Source organism: Solwaraspora sp. WMMD1047 (assembly GCF_029626155.1).
Classification (GTDB): Bacteria; Actinomycetota; Actinomycetes; order Mycobacteriales; family Micromonosporaceae; genus WMMD1047.
The window spans coordinates 5,690,875-5,711,142 of record NZ_JARUBL010000001.1 but is presented as its reverse complement, the minus strand read 5'-3'; the positions used below and the strand labels follow the sequence as shown (position 1 = coordinate 5,711,142).

General features: G+C 72.5%; 17 protein-coding genes and 1 pseudogene. 13 read left to right on the top strand and 5 right to left on the bottom strand.

Going from position 1 to position 20,268, the window contains the following annotated elements; genetic code table 11:
* Nucleotides 1-27: 27 nt before the first annotated feature.
* From O7627_RS26040 to O7627_RS26020, 5 genes are all read left to right on the top strand, one after another.
* Entirely contained in the window at nucleotides 28-3,087 is a 3,060-nt protein-coding gene (locus tag O7627_RS26040) for an Rne/Rng family ribonuclease (protein ID WP_278096103.1), read from the top strand.
* A gap of 227 nt (nucleotides 3,088-3,314) precedes the next feature.
* The gene (rplU, locus tag O7627_RS26035; RefSeq protein ID WP_278096102.1) at nucleotides 3,315-3,644 is read left to right on the top strand and encodes a 50S ribosomal protein L21; all 330 of its coding nucleotides are present in this window, start codon (nucleotides 3,315-3,317) and stop codon (nucleotides 3,642-3,644) included.
* A gap of 11 nt (nucleotides 3,645-3,655) precedes the next feature.
* Nucleotides 3,656-3,913: a 50S ribosomal protein L27 gene (rpmA, locus tag O7627_RS26030; RefSeq protein ID WP_278096101.1), complete on the top strand. Its 258-nt coding sequence runs from the start codon at nucleotides 3,656-3,658 to the stop codon at nucleotides 3,911-3,913.
* 96 nt (nucleotides 3,914-4,009) lie between these two features.
* Complete coding sequence (gene obgE, locus O7627_RS26025; RefSeq protein WP_278096100.1) at nucleotides 4,010-5,512, top strand: GTPase ObgE; 1,503 nt, start codon at nucleotides 4,010-4,012, stop codon at nucleotides 5,510-5,512.
* A gap of 122 nt (nucleotides 5,513-5,634) precedes the next feature.
* Nucleotides 5,635-6,039 carry a hypothetical protein gene (locus O7627_RS26020; RefSeq protein ID WP_278096099.1) on the top strand — a complete coding sequence of 135 codons (405 nt, stop codon included), beginning with the start codon at nucleotides 5,635-5,637 and terminating at the stop codon, nucleotides 6,037-6,039.
* Nucleotides 6,040-6,055: 16 nt separating this feature from the next.
* Here the strand turns inward: O7627_RS26020 and trpS are convergent, their stop codons facing one another.
* Both trpS and O7627_RS26010 read right to left on the bottom strand, forming a co-directional pair.
* Nucleotides 6,056-7,054 (bottom strand): tryptophan--tRNA ligase, encoded by a 999-nt coding sequence (trpS, locus tag O7627_RS26015; RefSeq protein WP_278096098.1) that lies wholly within the window; start codon nucleotides 7,052-7,054, stop codon nucleotides 6,056-6,058.
* Nucleotides 7,055-7,658: 604 nt separating this feature from the next.
* Nucleotides 7,659-7,853 (bottom strand): annotated as a pseudogene (locus O7627_RS26010) (DUF397 domain-containing protein); the annotation flags it as partial.
* A 447-nt stretch (nucleotides 7,854-8,300) separates the two neighbouring features.
* On the opposite strand from O7627_RS26010, the gene O7627_RS26005 reads away from it, so the two are divergent.
* Complete coding sequence (locus O7627_RS26005) at nucleotides 8,301-8,591, top strand: hypothetical protein (RefSeq protein ID WP_278096097.1); 291 nt, start codon at nucleotides 8,301-8,303, stop codon at nucleotides 8,589-8,591.
* A gap of 7 nt (nucleotides 8,592-8,598) precedes the next feature.
* On the opposite strand, the gene O7627_RS26000 is transcribed toward O7627_RS26005, so the two are convergent.
* On the bottom strand, nucleotides 8,599-11,403 hold the full coding sequence (locus O7627_RS26000; RefSeq protein WP_278096096.1) for a PQQ-dependent sugar dehydrogenase: 2,805 nt from the start codon (nucleotides 11,401-11,403) through the stop codon (nucleotides 8,599-8,601).
* 310 nt (nucleotides 11,404-11,713) lie between these two features.
* Nucleotides 11,714-11,932 (bottom strand): DUF397 domain-containing protein, encoded by a 219-nt coding sequence (locus O7627_RS25995; RefSeq protein WP_278098438.1) that lies wholly within the window; start codon nucleotides 11,930-11,932, stop codon nucleotides 11,714-11,716.
* Between the two features lie 79 nt (nucleotides 11,933-12,011).
* On the opposite strand from O7627_RS25995, the gene pepN reads away from it, so the two are divergent.
* The 5 genes from pepN (at nucleotide 12,012) to O7627_RS25970 (ending at nucleotide 17,232) form a co-directional block, all read left to right on the top strand.
* The gene (gene pepN, locus O7627_RS25990; protein WP_278096095.1) at nucleotides 12,012-14,531 is read left to right on the top strand and encodes an aminopeptidase N; all 2,520 of its coding nucleotides are present in this window, start codon (nucleotides 12,012-12,014) and stop codon (nucleotides 14,529-14,531) included.
* An 83-nt stretch (nucleotides 14,532-14,614) separates the two neighbouring features.
* A complete protein-coding gene (gene nadD, locus O7627_RS25985) occupies nucleotides 14,615-15,211 on the top strand; it encodes a nicotinate-nucleotide adenylyltransferase (protein WP_278096094.1) in 597 nt (198 codons plus the stop codon).
* A 101-nt stretch (nucleotides 15,212-15,312) separates the two neighbouring features.
* Nucleotides 15,313-15,711 (top strand): ribosome silencing factor, encoded by a 399-nt coding sequence (gene rsfS, locus O7627_RS25980; RefSeq protein ID WP_278096093.1) that lies wholly within the window; start codon nucleotides 15,313-15,315, stop codon nucleotides 15,709-15,711.
* Complete coding sequence (locus tag O7627_RS25975; RefSeq protein WP_278096092.1) at nucleotides 15,708-16,334, top strand: histidine phosphatase family protein; 627 nt, start codon at nucleotides 15,708-15,710, stop codon at nucleotides 16,332-16,334. Before rsfS ends, O7627_RS25975 begins: the two co-directional genes overlap by 4 nt.
* Nucleotides 16,335-16,383: 49 nt before the next feature.
* Nucleotides 16,384-17,232 carry a DegV family protein gene (locus O7627_RS25970; RefSeq protein WP_278096091.1) on the top strand — a complete coding sequence of 283 codons (849 nt, stop codon included), beginning with the start codon at nucleotides 16,384-16,386 and terminating at the stop codon, nucleotides 17,230-17,232.
* Here the strand turns inward: O7627_RS25970 and O7627_RS25965 are convergent.
* Entirely contained in the window at nucleotides 17,156-18,244 is a 1,089-nt protein-coding gene (locus tag O7627_RS25965) for a hypothetical protein (RefSeq protein ID WP_278096090.1), read from the bottom strand. The genes O7627_RS25970 and O7627_RS25965 overlap by 77 nt on opposite strands.
* A 354-nt stretch (nucleotides 18,245-18,598) precedes the next feature.
* On the opposite strand from O7627_RS25965, the gene O7627_RS25960 reads away from it, so the two are divergent.
* Both O7627_RS25960 and O7627_RS25955 read left to right on the top strand, forming a co-directional pair.
* Nucleotides 18,599-19,078 (top strand): MarR family transcriptional regulator, encoded by a 480-nt coding sequence (locus O7627_RS25960; RefSeq protein WP_278096089.1) that lies wholly within the window; start codon nucleotides 18,599-18,601, stop codon nucleotides 19,076-19,078.
* 404 nt (nucleotides 19,079-19,482) lie between these two features.
* Nucleotides 19,483-20,247 (top strand): ComEA family DNA-binding protein, encoded by a 765-nt coding sequence (locus O7627_RS25955; protein WP_278096088.1) that lies wholly within the window; start codon nucleotides 19,483-19,485, stop codon nucleotides 20,245-20,247.
* The last annotated feature ends 21 nt before the right edge of the window (nucleotides 20,248-20,268 follow it).

Here is a 20,268-nt window from a genome sequence, read left to right as displayed (position 1 = left end):
GGGGCGGCCAGAACTGGAGATCGTCCAATGCTCGACAACGAGCCCGAGGGCGGGGAGCGGAACGGCGCGACGCCGACCCCCGAAACCGCCGACACCACACCCACCGGCACCAACCTGACGGCTGACGCCGCGCCGCCCGCCGAGGTCGCGACGCCGCCGGTCCGGCGAGCCCGCGCCACCCGCCGCCGCACCTCTCCGGCGGCGGCCGAGCCGGCGCAGGCCGGCGCTCCGGTGGAGGCGCCCGCCGAGACCACGATGGTGAGCGGCGAGGCGCCGGACGGCGACGTCCTGGCGCCGGTCGCCGGCGACACCGAATCGGCCCCGAAGACCCCCCGCCGGCGTCGCAAGGCCACCACCGCGGACAAGCCCGAGTCGCCGGCCGCCGAAGCACTCACGCCGGCCGCCCCGGCCGAGCCCGAGGCCCCCGCCGCGGACGCCCCACCGGTCAAGGTGACCCGGACCCGCCGCCGCAAGGCCGCCCCCGAGGCCGCCCCGCTCTTCGACGCCACCCCGGCCGGCGACGCCCCGACCGGCGGTGCCACCCGGACCGGCAGTGCCGCCCCCGTCGGCGGTGTCACCCCCGAAGGCGAGGTCGCCCCGGGTGGCGAGGTCGCTCCGGGCGCGGCGGTCGTCGGGTCAGCCGGCCAGGCGCCGAGCCCGGTGGTACCCACCGCCGAGCCGGTCGGGCCGGCCGGCACCGAGGCGGACCCGCAGGCCCCACCCACCGAGGAGGAGCCGCCCCGGACCCGCCGCCGCCGGGCCGCCATCACCCCGCCGACCGTGCTCTTCATGGCGCCCGAGCCGGAGACGCCGCCGGTCCGGGCAACGGTCGAGGCGCAGCCCGCCCCGGCGGCCCCGGCCGAGGACGAACCGGTGGAGGAGCCGACCGAGTCGTCCCGGCGGCGCCGCCGTGGCCGACGTACCGCCGAACCGGTCGCCGCCGAGGCCGAGGTGACGGCCCCCGCGACCACCGACGAGGAGACCGACGAGGACGAGGACGACGACGAGGAGTCGGCCGCCCGGCGGCGCCGCCGCCGGGGCCGCCGCGGCCGTGGCCGCGGCAAGGGCACCGCCGAGGACGAGACGGACGACGAGGAGACCGAGCCGGCCGCCAAGGCCGCCGACGCCGAGCCCGCCGACGGTGACGACTCGGACGACGGCTCCGGCGACGGAGTCACTCGGCGACGTCGCCGGCGGCGCCGCAAGGGCGCCGGCGAGGCCGACGGTACGGCCGACGACGGCGTGCCGACCGTTGTCAAGATCCGCGAACCGCGCCGGGGCAGCTCGGACGAGGTGCAGGGCGTCTCCGGGTCGACCCGGCTGGAGGCCAAGCGGCAGCGCCGGCGCGACGGGCGCGAGCAGCGCCGGACCCGGCCGCCGATCCTGAGCGAGTCGGAGTTCCTGGCCCGCCGGGAGGCGGTCGACCGGGTGATGGCGGTCCGGCAGCGCGGCGACCGCACCCAGATCGCGGTGCTGGAGGACGGGGTGCTGGTCGAGCACTACGTCACCCGGGCCTCCGCCGGCACGATGGCCGGCAACGTCTACCTCGGCAAGGTGCAGAACGTGCTGCCGAGCATGGAGGCCGCCTTCGTCGACGTCGGTCGGGGCCGCAACGCGGTGCTCTACGCCGGCGAGGTCAACTGGGACACCACCGGCCTGGAGGGGCGGGCCCGCTCGATCGAGCAGGCGCTGCGCTCCGGGGACTCGGTGCTGGTGCAGGTCACCAAGGACCCGATCGGGCACAAGGGCGCCCGGCTGACCAGCCACATCGCGCTGTCCGGCCGGCACCTGGTCTACGTCCCGCACGGCAACGCCTCCGGGATCAGCCGCAAGCTGCCCGACACCGAGCGCAAGCGGCTACGGGACGTGCTGAAGAAGCTGGTGCCGGACGGCGCGGGCGTGATCGTCCGGACTGCCGCCGAGGGCGCCAGCGAGGACGAGCTGGCCCGCGACGTGAAGCGGCTGCAGGCGCAGTGGGAGGACATCCAGGCCAAGGCCGCCGGTGGCGGCGCCCCGGTGCTGCTATACGAGGAGCCGGACCTGGTGATCCGGGTGGTCCGGGACCTGTTCAACGAGGACTTCCGGGAACTCGTGGTGCAGGGCGAGAACTCGTACGAGATGGTCGAGTCGTACCTGTCGCACGTCTCGCCGGACCTAGTGGCCCGGCTGCGCCGGCACACCGGCGCCACCGACGTCTTCGCCGAGCGGCGGATCGACGAGCAGATCCTCAAGGGCCTGGACCGCAAGGTCTTCCTGCCGTCCGGCGGTCACCTGGTGATCGACCGGACCGAGGCGATGACCGTCATCGACGTGAACACCGGCAAGTACACCGGCGCCGGCGGCAACCTGGAGGAGACGGTCACCCGCAACAACCTGGAGGCGGCCGAGGAGATCGTCCGGCAGCTCCGGCTGCGCGACATCGGCGGCATCGTGGTGATCGACTTCATCGACATGGTGCTGGAGTCCAACCGTGACCTGGTGCTGCGCCGGCTGACCGAGTGCCTGGGCCGGGACCGGACCAAGCACCAGGTCACCGAGATCACCTCGCTGGGGCTGGTCCAGATGACCCGGAAGCGGATCGGCGCCGGGCTGCTGGAGGCGTTCAGCGAAACCTGCGACTGCTGCAAGGGCCGCGGCCTGATCATCCACACCGAGCCGGTGCCGGAGAAGCCGCGGGCCGGCGCCAACGGGGGCGCCGCCGAGAAGGTGAAGGCGGTCGCCTCCGCCTCCAACGGCGCCGCCGTCGTGGAGACGACGACCACCACCAGTACCGGCCGCCGCCGGGGTCGGCGGGCCGCCGCCCCGGAGAAGGCCACCGTCGAGGTGGTCGAGGTCGCCGGGGACGACGACACCATGGGGTACGACCTGTCGCGCTACGAGAACGCCATGGCGACGCCGGACCTCGACGAGGCGCCCGAGCTGGCCAACGGGGTCGAGACGGAGCCGACCGAGCCGATGCGGCTGGCCGGCGCCGACGACCCCGACGCGCTCGACGAGAACGGCGACCTGGACGACGAGGGCGAGCCGGCCGGTGCCGGTGGCCGGCGTCGGTCCCGGCGCGGCACCCGCCGGCGGACCCGTCCCTGACCGCCGCGCCCCGACCGGGCCGGCGGCGGTGCGGCCGCTGACGGGTACCCGGTTTGGGCGGTGGGCGGGCGATGGCGTACCCTTGCCTGTGGTGCGGATTTCCGCGCCGTGTTCCGCCTGCCCGCCCCCGCGTCCGCGCGGCCGTGGCGAGCGCCGCGGACCGAACCCGTTAGACCGCACCCGTTAGTAAGCCTCAGTAAGCCTCAACGACAGGGAGTCCGCGTCCGATGTACGCGATCGTCAAGACCGGCGGCAAGCAGTACAAGGTCGCCGAGGGCGACGTGATCGAGGTCGAGAAGCTCACCGGCCAGCCCGGTGACGCCGTGACCCTCGCCGCGGTGCTCCTGGTGACCGACGGCGACGACGCTGCCTCCCGGGTCGTCACCGACGCGGCTGAGCTGGCCAAGGTCGCGGTTTCCGGCGAGATCGCCGCCCACACCAAGGGCCCCAAGATCCGCATCCACAAGTTCAAGAACAAGACCGGTTACCACAAGCGGCAGGGGCACCGTCAGCCGCTGACCCAGATCAAGGTCACCGGCATCTCCAACGGAAAGTAAGGGCACCTGAGATGGCTCACAAAAAGGGTGCGTCCAGCTCGCGCAACGGTCGTGACTCCGCGGCCCAGCGGCTCGGCGTGAAGCGGTTCGGTGGCCAGGTGGTGAGCGCCGGGGAGATCCTGATCCGGCAGCGCGGCACCAAGTTCCACCCCGGCGACCTGGTCGGCCGCGGCGGCGACGACACGCTTTTCGCGCTGGCCGACGGGGCGGTCCTGTTCGGCACCAAGCGCGGTCGCAAGACCGTCAGCATCGTACCGGCGCAGCAGTAACCTCGGTTTCGACGTAGCGTTAGTTTCTTCGGCGAAGCGGGCCGCGGACCTGGTGTCCCGGCCCGCTTCGGCGTTCTCTGCGGAAGGTGTACCACCGTGACCACGTTTGTTGACCGGGTCGTCCTGCATCTGCAGGCCGGCGACGGCGGGCACGGCTGTGTCTCGATCCACCGGGAGAAGTTCAAGCCGTTCGGCGGGCCGGACGGCGGCAACGGCGGGCACGGCGGCAGCATCTCGCTCGTCGTCGACCCGCAGGCGCACACCCTGCTCGACTTCCACTTCCGGCCGCACCTCAAGGCGGAGAACGGCAAGGGCGGCGCCGGCTCGAACCGGGACGGCGCCAACGGCAGCAACCTGGTCCTCAAGGTGCCCGACGGCACCGTCGTGCAGACCACCGACGGGACGGTGCTGGCCGACATGGTGGGCGCCGGCACCACCGTCGAGGTGGCCCGCGGCGGCCGCGGCGGCCGGGGCAACGCCTCGCTGGCCAACGCCAAACGCAAGGCCCCCGGCTTCGCCGAACTGGGCGAGCCCGGCGACCAGCTCGACGTGGTGTTGGAGCTGAAGAGCGTCGCCGACGTCGGGCTGGTGGGCTTCCCATCGGCCGGGAAGTCCTCGCTGATCTCGGTGCTCTCGGCGGCGAAGCCGAAGATCGCCGACTACCCGTTCACCACCCTGGTGCCGAACCTCGGGGTGGTGCGGGCGGACAACCACACCTTCACCGTCGCCGACGTACCCGGCCTGATCCCGGGTGCCGCCACCGGCAAGGGCCTGGGGCTGGAGTTCCTGCGGCACATCGAGCGGTGTGCGGTGCTGGTGCACGTGGTGGACACCGCGACGATGGAGCCCGGCCGCGACCCGCTGGCCGACATCGACGCGATCGAGGCCGAACTGAGCGCGTACGGCGGGCTGGCGGACCGGCCGCGGCTGGTGGTGCTGAACAAGGTCGACGTGCCGGACGGCCGGGACCTGGCCGAGATCGTCCGGCCGGACCTGGAGGCCAAGGGCTGGCCGGTCTACGAGGTCTCCGCCGCCACCCGGGAAGGGCTACGGGAGCTGACCTTCGCGATGGCCGAGGCGGTCGAGCGGGACCGGGCCGCCACGCCGGTGGCCGAGCCGACCCGGATCGTGCTCCGGCCACTCGCCGTCGACGACGCCGGCTTCACCATCGAGACCGCCGCCGACGGCGCGTACGTGGTGCGCGGGCAGCGGCCGGAGCGGTGGGTGCGGCAGACCAACTTCGACAACGACGAGGCGGTCGGCTATCTGGCCGACCGGCTGGCCCGGCTGGGCGTGGAGGAGCAGCTCGCCAAGGCCGGCGCCGAGCCCGGCAGCCTGGTCCGGATCGGGGAGCGCGAGTTCGACTGGCAACCCACGCTGTACGCCGGGGTCGACTTCGTGCCCGGCAGCCGGGGCACCGACGCCCGGCTGGAGGAGAGGTCGTCGCGTCCGTCGGCCAGCGACCGGTTGGCCGCCCGCAAGGCCCGCCGCCAACGTCCGGCCGACGAGCAACCGGCCGCCGGGCAGCCGGTGGACGAGGAGCCGGTGGACGAGGACGAACAGAGCACGGTCGGCGGGACGCCGTCCGACGAGCACTGACGTCGACAATCCACACCGTGGGTGCGGAGAGAGTTGACTGGCCGTAGCGTTCGGCGACCACGTGGGAAAAATCGGGGCGACGGGGCCCCATCCGGCCCAAGATGGTGCAACGATGGCGTCTCATGAGCGAGTCTCCGGTTCTGGACAGCCCCGAGGCGATCGACGCCCACCTGATGGCGTCGATCGAGCCCTGGGAGCGCGGCAACCACGGCGTACGGTTCGTGCTCTGCGACGCGGACAACCAGGTTCGCGTGCACTGCCCGGTGGACCACCTGCCGCCGGACCCCGATCCGGCCGACTGCGCCCACGCCATCTCCGTCTTCGCCACCGCCCTCGCCGAGCGGGAGGGTGACGGGGGGATGCTCGTGGTGCTGACCCGGCCGGGCTCGTCGGCGGTCAGCGACCCCGACCGGGTCTGGTTCCACGAGTCGTACCGGGTCTGCAACGAGCTCGGCGTACGGCTGATCGGCGTACACCTGATGACGCCGGCCGACCAGCGGCGAATCCTGCTCGACGACGCGCTCTAGCCTGCGCGGGGCCGCTTCAGGCCAACAGGCCGATGGCCCGCTTGGCGCGGTGTACGGTCCCGGCCGCCGAGTCCCTGGCCCGCTCCGCGCCCTCCTCAAGAACCCGGTTCACGTACCCGGGGTCGCGGGCCAACTCCTTGTACCTGGTCCTGATCGGACGCAGCAGGCCGTCGACCGCCTCGACCACGGCGCGCTTGAGTGGTCCGTACGACGGGAAGTCGCCGGCCAGCGCGGCGGGTGTCGAACCGACGCAGGCCGCCAGGATCGTCAGCAGATTCGCCACCCCCGGCCGGAACTCCGGTTCGTAGCCGACGGTGCGGTGCGAGTCGGTGATCGCCCGCATGACCTTTCGTCTGATCACCTCCGGCGGATCCAGCAGGAAGATGACGCCGGCCCCGTTGCCCGTCTTGCCCATCTTGCTCCTCGGCTCGGCCAGGTCCATCACCCGCGCGGCGACCTCGGGGGCGACCCCGACGGGGACGGTGAAGGTGGGACCGTAGCGGGCGTTGAACCGGAGCGCGATGGTACGGGTCAGCTCCATGTGCTGGCGCTGGTCCTCGCCGACCGGCACCTCCTCGGTGTCGTGCAGCAGCACGTCGGCGGCCATCAGTACCGGGTAGCTGAGCAGGCTCAACCGGACATGTTCCTGGGCCGCCGCCTTCTCCTTGAACTGGATCATCCGATGCGCCTCGCCGTAGCCGGTGGCGCATTCCAGCAGGAAGTGCAGCTCGGTGTGCTCCGGCACCTGGGACTGCGCGTAGAGCAGGGCACGGTCCGGGTCGAGTCCGGCGGCCAGCAGGGCGGTCGCCTGTTCCAGGGTGCGGGCCCGGATCGCGCCGGGGTCGTGCTCGACGGTCAGCGCGTGCAGGTCGGCCAGGAACGCGATGGTGTCGGAGCGGTACTGCTCCTGGATCATCGGCCGGATTGCGCCGAGCAGGTTGCCGAGCTGCAGGTGCCCGGTCGGTTTGAGGCCAGTCAGCCGGCGCTTCGGGCGGGTTGGTGCGGTCACGGTCATGGTGGCTCCTCCGGGAGGTGGTCACCCGTCCCGGGGATCTGCCGACACGAGCAACGGCCGCCCTCCGGGAGGGCGGCCGTTTCGGTCTCTACGGGTACGCGGATGCGTCAGGGGCCGCCCGTCAGGGCGCCCGCCAACCGTTGCTCGTCGTCATCCGCACCGGTTCACGGTAGCAGTCGGCTTCATGATCGCGGAGCACGCCGCTGCTCCCGCTTGGCGTGCGGTTCCGCCTGGCGCGCGCTCTCTCACCGGGCCGTGTGTGCGTCGGCGGAACTGCCTCTCGATCGAGGCGCAGCCAGCCGTTAGATAACGCCGTTTTCGACGGCTCGGTGCGCCTCGATAAAGGAATCGTGGTCCGCGTTCCGTTGCAATAGCGGTGACGGCCGGCCCTTCGATCGCGGCTTTGCGACTCTGCCTGCGCCTGATCTGCGAGCAAATCGGTCATACCTGGGCAGAAGTATGCGGTCCGGCGAGACATTCTCTTTGTTGATTATGCCTCTCCGTCATAATTATGACGGAGAGGCATAATGCGAGTTCAGAGATTGGTGCGGGGTGCCGGTGCGCCGGGCGCGGCGGCAGTGCGAGTGCGGTTGGTGCCGGGCGGTCAGGAGCGCTTGCTACTCAGCGTGGCGACGAAGGTAGTCCAGGCGGCGGGGGCGAAGGTCAGGATCGGACCGGTCGGGTCCTTCGAGTCCCGCACCCCGACGACACTGGCGACCGCACCCCCCACCGCAGCCACCGCGACCTCGACGCAGTCACCACCGTTCTCGCCGCTGCGGGCGCTCTTGCGCCAACTTGCGAATGGGGTGTGGGAGGGTCCATGGGGCTCCTTCGCGGCTCAGCCGTGGCCCTGTGCCACCTCCGCGATCAGCTCGACGGATGCCTCATCGGGTGTCGTGCTCGCCGGTTGGCCGCGGTGCTCGGTGATTCCGGCGGCTACGGCGTCGCCGGCCGGTCGGGGCGCGGCGGCGTCCGGCAAGGTTTCCGCGCCCCGACCGGAGTCAGACGACCGGCTCCAAACAGGGCTCAAGGGGAGGGCGCGAATGGACCGCAGCCACGACAACAGCTCGCCGCACTGGCCGGCGCCCGGCGACGTGCGTCGACCACCGGTCCGACCGGTCTTCGACGCCGTCGCGGGACGCTGGACGGGCGGCTCCGACAGCAGATGCCTCAACGCCCGGGCCGGCACACCGGCCCACCTGGTCACGTTGCCCCGGCGGATGCCGGTGCTGCCGCCACCTTCACCGTGCACCTCAGCTTTGGCGCGGTCACCATGGACGACGCCCGGGCGCAGGCGATCAGCTACACCGAGGCGCTGAGCATCCTGCGGACCGAGATCGCGCTCGGCGCGAGATCGCTGTCGTACGCCGACGAGTGGCACCGGGCCGAACGACTGTTCTGCGCGGCGCGCGGACCGGACGGCGGGACCTGTGCCGGCGTACTACGTCATGCCGGCCCGCACCGGGCGGACGGCCCGGGCGGTCTCACCTGGAGCGGCGGCGACCCCGGCCCCGACTCGGGACCGGGGTCGCGTTGACGCGCGGCTACCGGCGGACTGGGATCCGGGGCGGTGACTGGCCGGCCGCCGACCCGCCGCCCAACGATTTGCGTGGGGTCGAAGCGGCGGCGAGGGTCTGGCCGGTGGTTGGTACGACACCGACGTTCAGCTCGGCCACCGAGGTCCACGGGTTGCCGTTGACCTCACCGAGCGCGGTCAACCGGACGTAGCGGGCCGTGGTCGGCGCGATCGTGACGGTCTGCTCCGCGGTCGAGTTCGGGAAGGTGCCGCCCGCAACCGGGCTGCCCCAGGTGGTGCCGTCCGAGGAGAGATGGACCTGGTAGCTGCTGATCCGGCCGTTCGCCATGTTCTGCCGTGGCAGGTAGTACAGCCGGTTCACCTGGTGCGCGGCGCCCAGATCCAGGGTGATCCAATGCGGGTGCGGCGGGTCGGCGGCCTGCCACTGGGTGTGCCAGATCGTGGCGGTGTTGCCGTCCAGCACGTTGATTCCCCGGCCGTTCTCGCCGGCCGTCTCCTGGCTGTCCTGCCCGGTCACCGTCAACTCGGTGCGGGACAGCAGCACGGTCGCCGGCGTACCGGTGAAGGTGGCGACGTAGCTGGCCGGCGTCGCGGGCGCGGTGATCACGTGCGACTGGGCGCCGCCGTCCGACCAACTCGCGTACGTGTACGTCGTACCGCTGAGGGTTTGGGGTGTCACCGCGCTCACCGTGTTGCTGGACCCCTGGATGACGGTGCGGGTGAACGGGGTGACCTGGGTGTCGGAGCCGAAGGCGAGCTGCAGGCCGGACGGGCTGGAATCGAAGGTGATGTCGACGGTCTTCGGGTCCAGCCGGACGCTGCTCTGGTGGCTGAGCCCCTGCGCGTCGGTCGCCGTGAGCACCAGCTCCAGATAGGACGGGTACTCGTGGTCCGGGGCGAACATGCTCCCGCCGGCCACTCCGGTGAAGTCCTGCAGCGCGTGGGTGTGGCAGTTGTCGAGGGTGTAGCAGTGGTGCAGCAGCATCCGCCAGTGCAGCGCCGACGCCGGCAGGGTGCCCTGGTCCGGGTCGGTGGCGTGCCCGCTGAACGTGATCGTGTCGTTGACCGCCCAGGTCAGGCTCGCCGCCGGGGTGTCGATGACGGCGGTGGGCATGCTGTTGCCGGTCTGGATCGGCACCGTCTCGGTGTCGGCGGCGCCGAGGGTGTCGACGACCCGCAGCCGGGCCGTGTATGGGCCGCCGGCCGGGTACGTGTGGCTGACCGTGGCGGCGGTCGAGTCGACGGTGCCGTCGTTGGTGAAGTCCCACTCGTAGCGGAGCTGGCCCTGGTCGGCGGGGTCCGGGTCGGTCGAGCCGGTCGCGTCGAAGTTGACGGTCAACGGCGCCGCACCCGAGGTCGGCGACGCGACGATGGACGCCTGCGGCGGCTGGTTGCCGGGGAAGTAGCGGATCCGGCGTACGTTGCCGCCGTGGTCGACGTAGTAGAGGTCGCCGCCTGGGCCGATGGCCAGGTCCACCGGGTTCGACGCGGCGGAGGCGAAGGTCTGCCGGTTCGCCGGGTCCGGCAGCCCGCCGGGCGCATTCGGCAGCATCGCCCAGATGCAGTCCCGCGAGTAGTCGGAGAAGAACAACGCCCCCTGGTACGTGGCCGGGTAGCTGCCGCCGCTGGCCGGCGAGAACGCCAAGCCGCCGACCGAGGAACTGCCGCTCGGGCAGGCTTCCCCGCTGACCACCTTCACCGCGTGGTCGTACGCGTAGTAGGGGGCGGTCTGGCCGGCGCCGGTGTAGAGGTTCTCGCAGATCGGCAGGTTCGCGCCGTCGTAGCCGCCCTGCCGGGCGGCACCCTCGTAGCAGGGCCAGCCGAAGTTCGCGGGGGAGGCGGCGGTCGGGTCGACCACCCGGTTGATCTCCTCCCACTTGTTCCAGCCCACGTCGCTGGTCCAGACCTCGCTGGTGCCCGGCCGGACGGTCATCCGGAACGGGTTGCGCTGGCCGTCGGCCACGATCCGGCGGGCGTTCACGTCGGTGCTGGCCGCCAACGGGTTGCCGGCCGCGGCGGCGCCGGTGGTCGGGTCCAGCCGCAGCACCGCGCCGTTGAGCTGGGTCGGGTCGGTCATCGTCCGCAGGTCCTGGGACCGCAGGCCGCCGCCCTCGTTCGGCGGGTCGGCGCACGGGTTCGGCGGGTTGCCGAGCTGCCCGTAGTCGACCTGGTTGTAGCTGGCGCCGTCGCCGGAGGTGGCGTAGAGCATGCCGTCCGCGCCGAACGCCAGGTCGCCGGTGGCGTGGCTGGCCCACTGCTGGCACCAGTCCTGCACCAGCACCTGCTCGGTGCCGGTCATCGTGTTCGCGGTGCCGGTGCCGGCCGGGGTGTTGCCGGCGGTCAGCTTGGACAGTCGCCCGGTGACGATGCACCGGCCGCCGTTGGTGCCGCCGACCGCCGAGCAGTTGTCGTTCCAGTACGGCGCGGTCTCACCCGGCGGGGCGTCGTAGGCGTAGAGCACGTAGAGGTACGGCTGGGCCGGGAACTGCGGGTGGATGGCCAACCCGAGCAGGCCCCGGTCGTGCTGGCTGTGCACATTCGCGGTCAGGTCGGCGAAGATGGTCGGCGTCGGGTCGGAGAGGCCGTCGTACACCTTGACCCGGCCGGCCTTCTCGGCGACGAAGATCCGGCCGTCCGGCGCGAACTCGATGTTGGTCGGCAGGTTGAGCCCGCTGAACACCACCTGCTCCTGGAATCCGGCCGGCAGCGTGACCGCCGCCGCCGGGGCCGTGGTGGTGACGATCGGTGTGAGCACCGCCGCCACCATGGCCATCACCAGGCCGATCCGGCTTGATCTCTTGAGTCCCGGCATACCTATCCGCCCCTAACAGGTCGCAGCACCAAGGGTCCACAGTGATTCGACAGGCTAGAGGTTGATTGGATGTGAGACATGCTCGGGGTGCCGGGAGTGAGCATGACGTGAGTACGGTCCTACCGCCCGTCACCGGCAAACCCGGGGAGAACGATCAACTCACCCGATCGCACTTCAGATCGCCGTGAACCTCGCTGCTACCGGCCCACTGCTGGCAATGGCGGCGATTCGCCGAGAATAAAGGGCAAACGTGAATACGGTGAAGCGGCCCGGGACCGAAGCCCCGGGCCGCCGGCACGGCATAATCTGATCAGTCGAGGTCGAACTCGCCGTCCTGGGCGCCGCCGACGAAGGCGTCCCATTCGGCCTGGGTGAAGACGAGGATCGGGCCGTCCGGCTCGGCGGAGTTGCGCATGCCGATCAGGTCGTCGACGAAGGCCACCTCGACCGCGCCCTCCGAGTCGTCTCCCTCGGCCCGTTGCCAGACGGCCCGGGACAGGTCGAAGTCACCCTTCGGGTGGTGCGCCACGGTCTGTTCCTCTGCTGCGGCATCGCTCATGTGCAAAGGCTAACGCCAGGCAGGGCCGATCATCGGGCAGGATGGGCTGATGTCGAGTCTGAGTCGTATCGAGGCGGCGCAGCGCGCCGCGCTGCTCGCCGTCGAGGCGTACGAGATCGATCTTGATCTGACGGTGGGGGACGAGCGGTTCCGGTCGACCACGACGGTCCGCTTCCGGGCGGCCACCCCGGGCGCCGCCACGTTCGTCGAGGTCAAGCCGGCGCAACTGCTCGGGGTACGACTCAACGGCGCTGATCTGGACCCGGCCACGCTGGTCGACAACCGGCTCCCGCTGACCGACCTGGCGGCCGACAACGTCCTCGTCGTCGAGGCCGAGATGGCGTACTCGAACACCGGGGAGGGGCTGCACCGGTTCGTCGACCCGGCCGACGCGCAGACCTACCTCTACGCGATGTCGTTCCTGGACGACGGGCAGCGGATCTTCGCCTGCTTCGACCAGCCCGACCTGAAGGCGCCGGTCACCCTGGCGGTCACCGCCCCGCCGGAGTGGACGGTGGCCGGCAACGGGACCGTCGCGGACCGGCCGGCGCCCGGCCGTTGGGTGTTCGCGCCGACCGCGCCGCTGGCCACCTACTTCATCTCGCTGATCGCCGGCCCCTACCACTCCCGCCACGCCGAGCACGACGGCATCCCGCTCGGCATCTACTGCCGGCGGTCGCTCGCCGAGCACCTGGACCGGGACGTCGACGAGATCCTCACCGTCACCCGGCAGTGCCTGGACCGGTTCCACGAACTCTTCGAGGTGCGCTACCCGTTCGGCAAGTACGACCAGGTCTTCGCCCCCGAGTTCAACGCCGGGGCGATGGAGAACCCGGGTCTGGTGACCATCCGGGACGACTACGTGTACCGCTCCGCGGTCACCGACAGCGAGCGGGAGACCCGGGCCACCACGATCGCCCACGAGATGGCGCACATGTGGTTCGGCGACCTCGTCACCATGCGCTGGTGGGACGACCTGTGGCTGAACGAGTCGTTCGCCGAGTACCTGGGCGTGCGGGTGACCGCCGAGGCGACCCGCTTCGACGGCACCTGGACCGCCTTCGCGATGCGGCGCAAGGCCTGGGGGTACGCCGCCGACCAGCGCCCCTCCACCCACCCGGTCGCCCCCGACGAGGTGATCGACTCCGCGCTGGCGCTGCTCAACTTCGACGGCATCTCGTACGCCAAGGGCGCCTCCGTGCTGCGCCAACTCGTCGCCTGGCTCGGCGACGAAGCCTTCCTGGCCGGGCTGCGGGCGCACTTCGCCGCCCACCGGTTCGGCAACGCCACCCTCGCCGACCTGCTCGGCGCGCTCTCGGCGGCCAGCGGGCGGGACCTGTCGAGCTGGGCCGACGGCTGGCTGCGCCGCGCCCAGGTCAACACGCTGCGGGTCGAGACCGCCCTGACCGACGACAACCGGTACGCCGAGGTGGCGATCGTGCAGACCGCGCCGCCGCAACACCCCGTGCTGCGGCCGCACCGCCTCGGCGTCGGGCTCTACGACACCGACGGGCCGGTCACCAAGCTGCGGGACCGGCTGGAGGTGGACCTCGACCCGACCGCGCCCGACGGCCGGACCGTGCTCACCGAACTGGCCGGCCAGCCGGCCGCCCGGCTGCTGCTGCCCAACGACGGCGACCTGGCGTACGCGAAGGTGCGGCTGGACCCGGTCTCGGCCGGCGCCGTCCCGGCGGTGCTGCCCGGCCTCGCTGATCCGCTGGCCCGGGCGGTGCTCTGGGGGGAGACCCTGGACGCGGTCACCGACGCCGAACGGCCGGTCGCCGACCTGGTCGCGTTGATCCTCACCGCCCTGCCGGTGGAGACCGAGGTGGTGGTGGTCGAGGACGTGCTCGGGCTGTCCCGCTCGCTGATCGACCGCTACCTCGACCCGAAGGCCCGGCTGGCCGCGCTGGGACACGTGGCGCAGGCCTGCGACCGGCTGCTCACCTCCGTGCCGGGCGTCCGGCTGGCGGCGCTGCGCGGGCTGATCGGCGCCACCGCCGACACCGCCCGGTTGGCCGGGCTGTTGGCCGGCGAGGACCTGCCCGACGGGATCGTCCTCGACGCCGACCTGCGCTGGACGCTGCTGCGCCGGCTCTGCGTGCTCGGCGTGGCCGGCCCCAAGCAGATCGCCACCGAGGAGGCCGTCGACCGCAGCGCCAAGGGCGCCGAGCAGGCCGCCACCTGCCGGGCGGCGCTGCCCGACCCGGCCGCGAAGGCGCGGGCCTGGGAGATCATCGTCCGCGACGAGGAGTTCTCCAACCGGCTGCTGGCCGCCACCGCCGCCGGGTTCTGGCAGCCCGAGCAGGCGGAGCTGACCGAGTCCTACGTGGAGTGGTACTTCGCCCAGATGCCGGCGATGGCTGGTCGGCGTACCCCGTGGGTGGCCGACGAGGTCGCTCGGCTGGCGTTTCCCCGCTACGCCGTGGCGGACGAGACCCGGGAGTTGGCCGCGGCCCTGCTGGCCCGCGACGACCTCGCGCCGGGACTGCGCCGAGTGGTGGCCGACGCCGACGACGACCTGCGCCGCGCGTTGGCGGCCCGCGCCGGTGCCGGCCCTGTGCCGTAACGGGGTGTTTGTCAGCGGCGTCCGAACTGCGATCTACGTCATGCTCCAGCGGCGGACGGGCCGGCTGGTCCTACGATCAAGGCGTGGACGGCGAAATCCGGCGAGTCGGGATCATGGGGGGCACCTTCGACCCGATCCACCACGGGCACCTGGTGGCGGCGAGCGAGGTGGCGGACCGGTTCGGCCTGGACGAGGTGGTGTTCGTCCCGACCGGGCAACCCTGGCAGAAGGCGGACGAACCGGTCAGCTCGGCCGAGGACCGCTACCTGATGACCGTCATCGCCACCGCCTCCAACCCGAGATTCCAGGTCAGCCGGGCCGACATCGAGCGCGGCGGCCCCACCTACACCGTCGACACCCTGCGCGACCTGCACGCCGAGTACGGCCCGAAGGTCCAGCTCTTCTTCATCACCGGCGCCGACGCGCTGGACAAGATCCTTTCCTGGAAAGACCTGGACCAGATGTTCGAGCTGGCCCACTTCATCGGCGTCACCCGGCCCGGTTTCGAACTGACCGACGCCCACCTGCCCGCCGACACCGTCAGCCTGGTCGAGGTGCCGGCGATGGCGATCTCCTCCACCGACTGCCGGGCCCGGGTCGCCAAGGGCGTACCGGTCTGGTACCTGGTCCCCGACGGTGTGGTGCAGTACATCGCGAAACGCGGCCTCTACCGCGAGTAGTTTCGTCACGTTGATCCGCTAACGGCAGCAAACTGCCGGGTCGTTCCGTCGCCAGGTGTGAGACGCTTGTACGCGTCCGACGGATCATCGTAAGGAGCAAGGTGACAGCTTCCGAACGCGCACTCGAACTGGCTCTCACGGCCGCCCAGGCCGCCGCCGACAAGAAGGCGCAGGACATCGTCATCCTCGACGTGTCGGACCAGCTGGCCATCACCGACGTCTTCCTGCTCGCCTCCGCGCCGAACGAGCGGCAGGTGCTCGCCATCGTCGACGCGATCGAGGAGAAGCTGGTCGACCTCCCGGAGAAGGCCAAGCCGGTCCGCCGTGAGGGCGAACGCGCCGGCCGCTGGGTGCTGCTCGACTACGTCGACATCGTGATCCACGTGCAGCACAGCGAGGAGCGCGAGTTCTACTCGCTCGACCGACTCTGGAAGGACTGCCCCACCATCCCGTTCGTGGACCGCGACCTGGTCCAGGCGGAGGCGGGCACCGCCGAATGACCCGGCTGATCGTCTGGCGGCACGGCAACACCGACTGGAACGCCGCCAACCGGGTGCAGGGCCAGCTCGACGTACCCCTCAACGACCTCGGCCGCCAGCAGGCCGGCCGGGCGGCCGAACTGCTCACCACCCTGCGACCCGACGCGCTCTTCGCCAGCGACCTGCAACGCGCCGCCGACACCGCGCGGGCCCTGGCCGCCCTCACCGGGCTGCCGATCCGCACCGACCCCCGGCTGCGGGAGCGGTACTACGGCCACTGGCAGGGCCTGACCATGGTCGAGGCGGCCGAGCGGTTCCCGACCGAGCACGCCCGCTGGCGCTCCGGTGACCAGGACCCGGGTTGCGAGATTGAGAGCCTCGACGACCTCGGCAAACGGGTCGCCGCCGCGCTGCAGGACGCGGCCGATGCGGTGCCCGGCGGAACCGTCGTGGTGGCCACCCACGGCGGCGGCGCCCGGCAGGGCTTCGGCCACCTGCTCGGCTGGGGTCCCGAGGTGATGGCGAAGGTCCGCGCCCTGCAGAACTGCCACTGGACCGAGCTGCGGCACGACGAGATCCGCGGCTGGCACCTGACCGCGCACAACGCCGGCCTGATCAGCCAGGAACTCACCCCCGCCTTCTGATCTTCTCCGTCGACGGGCCGGACCCGCGATGATCGGCTACCGTGCCGGCATGCCCGTCGCGGTCGTCACCGACTCCACCGCCTACCTGCCGGCCGAACTGGCCGGCCGACACGCGCTGACCGTCGTGCCACTGGTGGTGGTCCGCAACGGGGTGGAAGGGCTCGAAGGGGTCGAGGTGTCACCGGCCGACGTGGCCGCGGCGCTGACCGCCCGGCGGGTCGCGGTGAGCACCTCCCGGCCCGCCCCCGAACAGTTCGCCGAGGCGTACCGCCGGTTGTTCGACGCCGGCGCCGACGCGGTGCTGTCGGTGCACCTGTCGGCCCGGCTCTCCGGCACCCACGAGGCCGCGGCGCTGGCCGCCACCGAGTTCGGCGACCGGGTCAGCGTCGTCGACGCCCGGTCGACCGGCATGGGCCTGGGGTTCCCGGCGCTCGCGGCCGGCGCGGCCGCCGCCCGCGGCGAGGACCTGGACGGGGTACGCCAGGCAGCGCTCGACACGATCGCGCGCACCCACACCTTCTTCTACGTCGACACGCTGGAGTTCCTACGCCGGGGCGGCCGGATCACGGCGGCCGAGGCGTTCCTCGGCACCGCCCTGTCGGTCAAGCCGATCCTGCACGTCGTCGACGGCACCATCGCCGTCCGGGACAAGGTGCGCACCGCCGGGCGGGCGCTGGCCCGGCTGGTCGACCTGGCCGTCGAGGCGGCCGGGGACGGCGCGGTGGACGTGGCGGTGCACCATCTCGGGGCGCCGCAGCGGGCCACCGACCTGGGCGACGTGCTGCGGCAGCGGCTCGGCGACCGGCTACGCGACCGCTATCTCACCGAGGCCGGCGCGGTGGTGGCGGCGCATGTCGGTCCGGGTCTGGCCTGCGTCGTCGTACACCGCCGCCCCTGATCCAGCGGCCGGCGCCGCCGGCATCCCGCCGGCCGTCCCGGTCCCGCCGGCCGCCTGTGGTCCGGCGGCTGGCGGCGCGTAGTCCGCTGGTTAGCAGGCCGCAGCCGGCGGCGAAGGAGAGCACCGCCAGGCAGGAGGCGAGCGCCGGGTCACCGACCGCGGCGAAACTCAGCACGGCCAGCAGCAACAGGCCGAATCCGCCGGCGAGCAGGGTACGGGTGGCGCCGGTGTCGGTGCCGGACTGCCGGCGTACCCGGGGCGGGGTGGGTCCGTCGGACCCGCCGTCCGCCTCCGGCGCCCGGCCCGGCGCGGTGCTCGGTCCGGCCGACGGCGCGCCCGAACCGGCTGGCCCGGTCGGCCGGGTGGCCGGTTGATCGATCAGCGGCGCGGCGGCCGGTCGGAAATCCCGCAGGGGTACGCCGACCTGCCTCGCCCGGTGCCGGAGCAGCCGCCAGGCGTCGGTGTCGGTCGGGGCGAGATGCTCGGTGAGCAGGGTGAGATCGTCGCGGGTGAGCCGGTCGAAGTCGGCCCGGTCGGCGATCACCGAGAGCGCGGCGGGCGGCTCCACCCGGGCGGCGTGGTAGTGGTCCTGCCGCACCACGGCGGCGAGCACCGGGCCCAGTACGGTCGTGCGGGCGGCCAGCAGGTGGTCGGTGACGGCGGCCACCTGGGGGTTGGCCGGCGCGGCGGCCAGCAGTGCGACGGCGGTGGCGCCGTGCACCTCGGCGCGGCGACGCAGATCGGCCTGGCCGGCCGGTCCGGCCGACACCTGGGCCCGGGACAGGTACTCCCGGAAGCACCGGACCGCGTCCGGGTAGGCCCGGCGGGCCAACCGCTCCCAGCCGGCGGTGTACCAGGCCGTCGCATCGTCGGGGGGATCGTTCTCGGCTCGGTTCGGGCGGTCGGTCCAGGTCGGGCGGTCGGCCCGGGTCGGGTTGCCGCCGAGGGCCGGCTGGAACCGCCCCTGGCCCGGGATCGGTGACCGCACCCCCGGTTCGTCGCCGGGCCTCATGGTGTCCCACCCGGCGGCGATCCGGCGCTGCGCTGGCTGCCAAAAGTCTGCAAGACGTCCTCCCGAGCAAGCTCCACTTGTCGGTCCCCGATCGCGATGCGACGGTGGTTCTACCTAGGGTCAGGCTACGTCTACTTAGAGTCAGGGTGGGTGGCGTGCCCGGCAATGGGCAACTAGGGCGGCTGTCACCGTACGGAGTTGTCCGACTGCGCGACTATCGGGCCGAGTCGCGGGGCGCAAAGCCGGCCAACTGCACCGAATGGTCGAAGGCCCTGGCCGATGTGCCGAGATCGGCGGGTTGACCTGCTCCGTTGAGGACGGTCCGGCGGCAGATCATCTTGTTATGCTCGCGGCATGACCACCCCGGCGGCGACGGGGAGCAGCCCCGACCTGATGTTCCTGCTGTCCTGGGCAAGCCACGTGGTCACCACCGAACACGCCGCAAGACTGGCCGAACTGGGCATTTCGCCGCGGGCCTACTGCGTACTGGTCAAGGCCGTCGCCGGCGCACTGACGCAGAAGCGGCTCGGCGATCTCTGCGGCATCGACAAGACGACGATGGTGGTCACCGTCGACGAACTGGAGCGGGCCGGTCTGGTCGAGCGGCGGTTGTCCAGTGCCGACCGTCGGGCCAGGATCATCACGGTCACCGCCGAGGGCGAAGACGTCCTCGCGCGGGCCCGCGCCATCGCGGCCCGGATCCAGGACGACGTGTTCGCCGCCCTCTCCGACCGGGACCGGACGGTCTTCCTCGACGTGTTGACCGGCCTCGTGGACGGCCCGCTGGCCACCCCGGCGCGGTGCGACCGGCCGGTGCGGCGGCGTACGGCCTAGCAGAACCGGCCAAGATCAGGGCGTTTTCCACAGCCGGGCCGGTTGTCCACAGTAGGTCGGCCTTCGGCTGATCCGGCGGCGGTTCGCGGGGCACGCTGCCGGTTGTGCCAGATGACGACGAGACAGCGGTGTGGGAGCGGTTGTCGCGGCTGATGCCGGGGGCCGTCGAGCCTTGGTCGCCCGCTACTGACGTGGGCCGGCCCTCGGCGATGCTGGCGGAAGCAACGCCGGCCGCGCCGACCGGAAGCCGACCTCGGCCGCTGCCGGACCAGGGAAGCACGGGGCCGGCGCTGCCTGCCGGTCCGGTGCTGTCGGGGTCGTCGCGTCCGGTGGGGTCGTCGCGTCCGCTGGGGTCGTCGCGTCCGGTGGGGTCGGCGTGGGCTGCCGGGCCGACGCCGCCGCCGGTGGAGCCGGCACGAACTGTCGAGTCTGCGCTGCCGCCGATGGAGGCGGCGCGGGCTGGCGAGGGGTCCCGGTTGCCCGGTCCGCGGGCGTTCGATCCGGGGCGGCGGGGAGTTCGGGCGCTGGCCGTGGTGGCCGTGCTGGTGGTGCTGGGGGCGGCCGGTTGGGCCTGGCAGTCCCGGCCCCGGACCGAGCCGGTGGCCGCCGAGCCGCCCGTCGTCTCGGTCGATCAGAGCGGGCCGTCGGATCCGGACGTTTCAGGCGGGGCCGACACCGCCGGGTCACCCGGCGCGGGTCCCGGCGGTGAGGTGGTGGTCGCCGTCGCCGGCAAGGTGCGCCGCCCGGGTCTGGTGCGGCTGCCGCCCGGCGGCCGGGTCGCGGACGCCATCGAGGCGGCCGGCGGGGCGTTGCCCGGGGTCGACGTCACCCTGCTCAACCTGGCCCGCAAGGTGACCGACGGCGAGCTGATCCTGGTCGGTGTCACCGCCCCGCCCGGGTTCGGGCAGCCCGGCGCCGCTGGGCCGGGTGCCGCCGGGCCGGGCGCCGCCGGGCCGGGCGCCGGCGGGCCACCGGCCGGGAAGGTGAACCTCAACACCGCCACGCTGGCCGAGTTGGACGCGCTGCCCGGGGTCGGTCCGGTGCTCGCGCAACGGATTCTGGACCACCGCACGGACCGCGGCGCGTTCCGCTCGGTGAGCGACCTTCGCCAGGTCAACGGCATCGGTGATGCCCGGTACGAGGATCTCAAGGACCTGGTGACGGTGTGAACCCGAACCGACCGGTCCACC

What these genes read in the sequence shown, in the direction of transcription:
- pepN (WP_278096095.1), top strand. Translation starts at nt 12,012, where the DNA reads ATGTCGAGTCTGAGTCGTATCGAGGCGGCGCAGCGCGCCGCGCTGCTC.
- rplU (WP_278096102.1), top strand. Translation starts at nt 3,315, where the DNA reads ATGTACGCGATCGTCAAGACCGGCGGCAAGCAGTACAAGGTCGCCGAG.
- O7627_RS25970 (WP_278096091.1), top strand. Translation starts at nt 16,384, where the DNA reads ATGCCCGTCGCGGTCGTCACCGACTCCACCGCCTACCTGCCGGCCGAA.
- O7627_RS26040 (WP_278096103.1), top strand. Translation starts at nt 28, where the DNA reads ATGCTCGACAACGAGCCCGAGGGCGGGGAGCGGAACGGCGCGACGCCG.
- O7627_RS26020 (WP_278096099.1), top strand. Translation starts at nt 5,635, where the DNA reads ATGAGCGAGTCTCCGGTTCTGGACAGCCCCGAGGCGATCGACGCCCAC.
- O7627_RS25975 (WP_278096092.1), top strand. Translation starts at nt 15,708, where the DNA reads ATGACCCGGCTGATCGTCTGGCGGCACGGCAACACCGACTGGAACGCC.
- trpS (WP_278096098.1), bottom strand. Translation starts at nt 7,054, where the DNA reads ATGACCGTGACCGCACCAACCCGCCCGAAGCGCCGGCTGACTGGCCTC.
- rpmA (WP_278096101.1), top strand. Translation starts at nt 3,656, where the DNA reads ATGGCTCACAAAAAGGGTGCGTCCAGCTCGCGCAACGGTCGTGACTCC.
- O7627_RS25965 (WP_278096090.1), bottom strand. Translation starts at nt 18,244, where the DNA reads ATGAGGCCCGGCGACGAACCGGGGGTGCGGTCACCGATCCCGGGCCAG.
- O7627_RS25960 (WP_278096089.1), top strand. Translation starts at nt 18,599, where the DNA reads ATGACCACCCCGGCGGCGACGGGGAGCAGCCCCGACCTGATGTTCCTG.
- O7627_RS26000 (WP_278096096.1), bottom strand. Translation starts at nt 11,403, where the DNA reads ATGCCGGGACTCAAGAGATCAAGCCGGATCGGCCTGGTGATGGCCATG.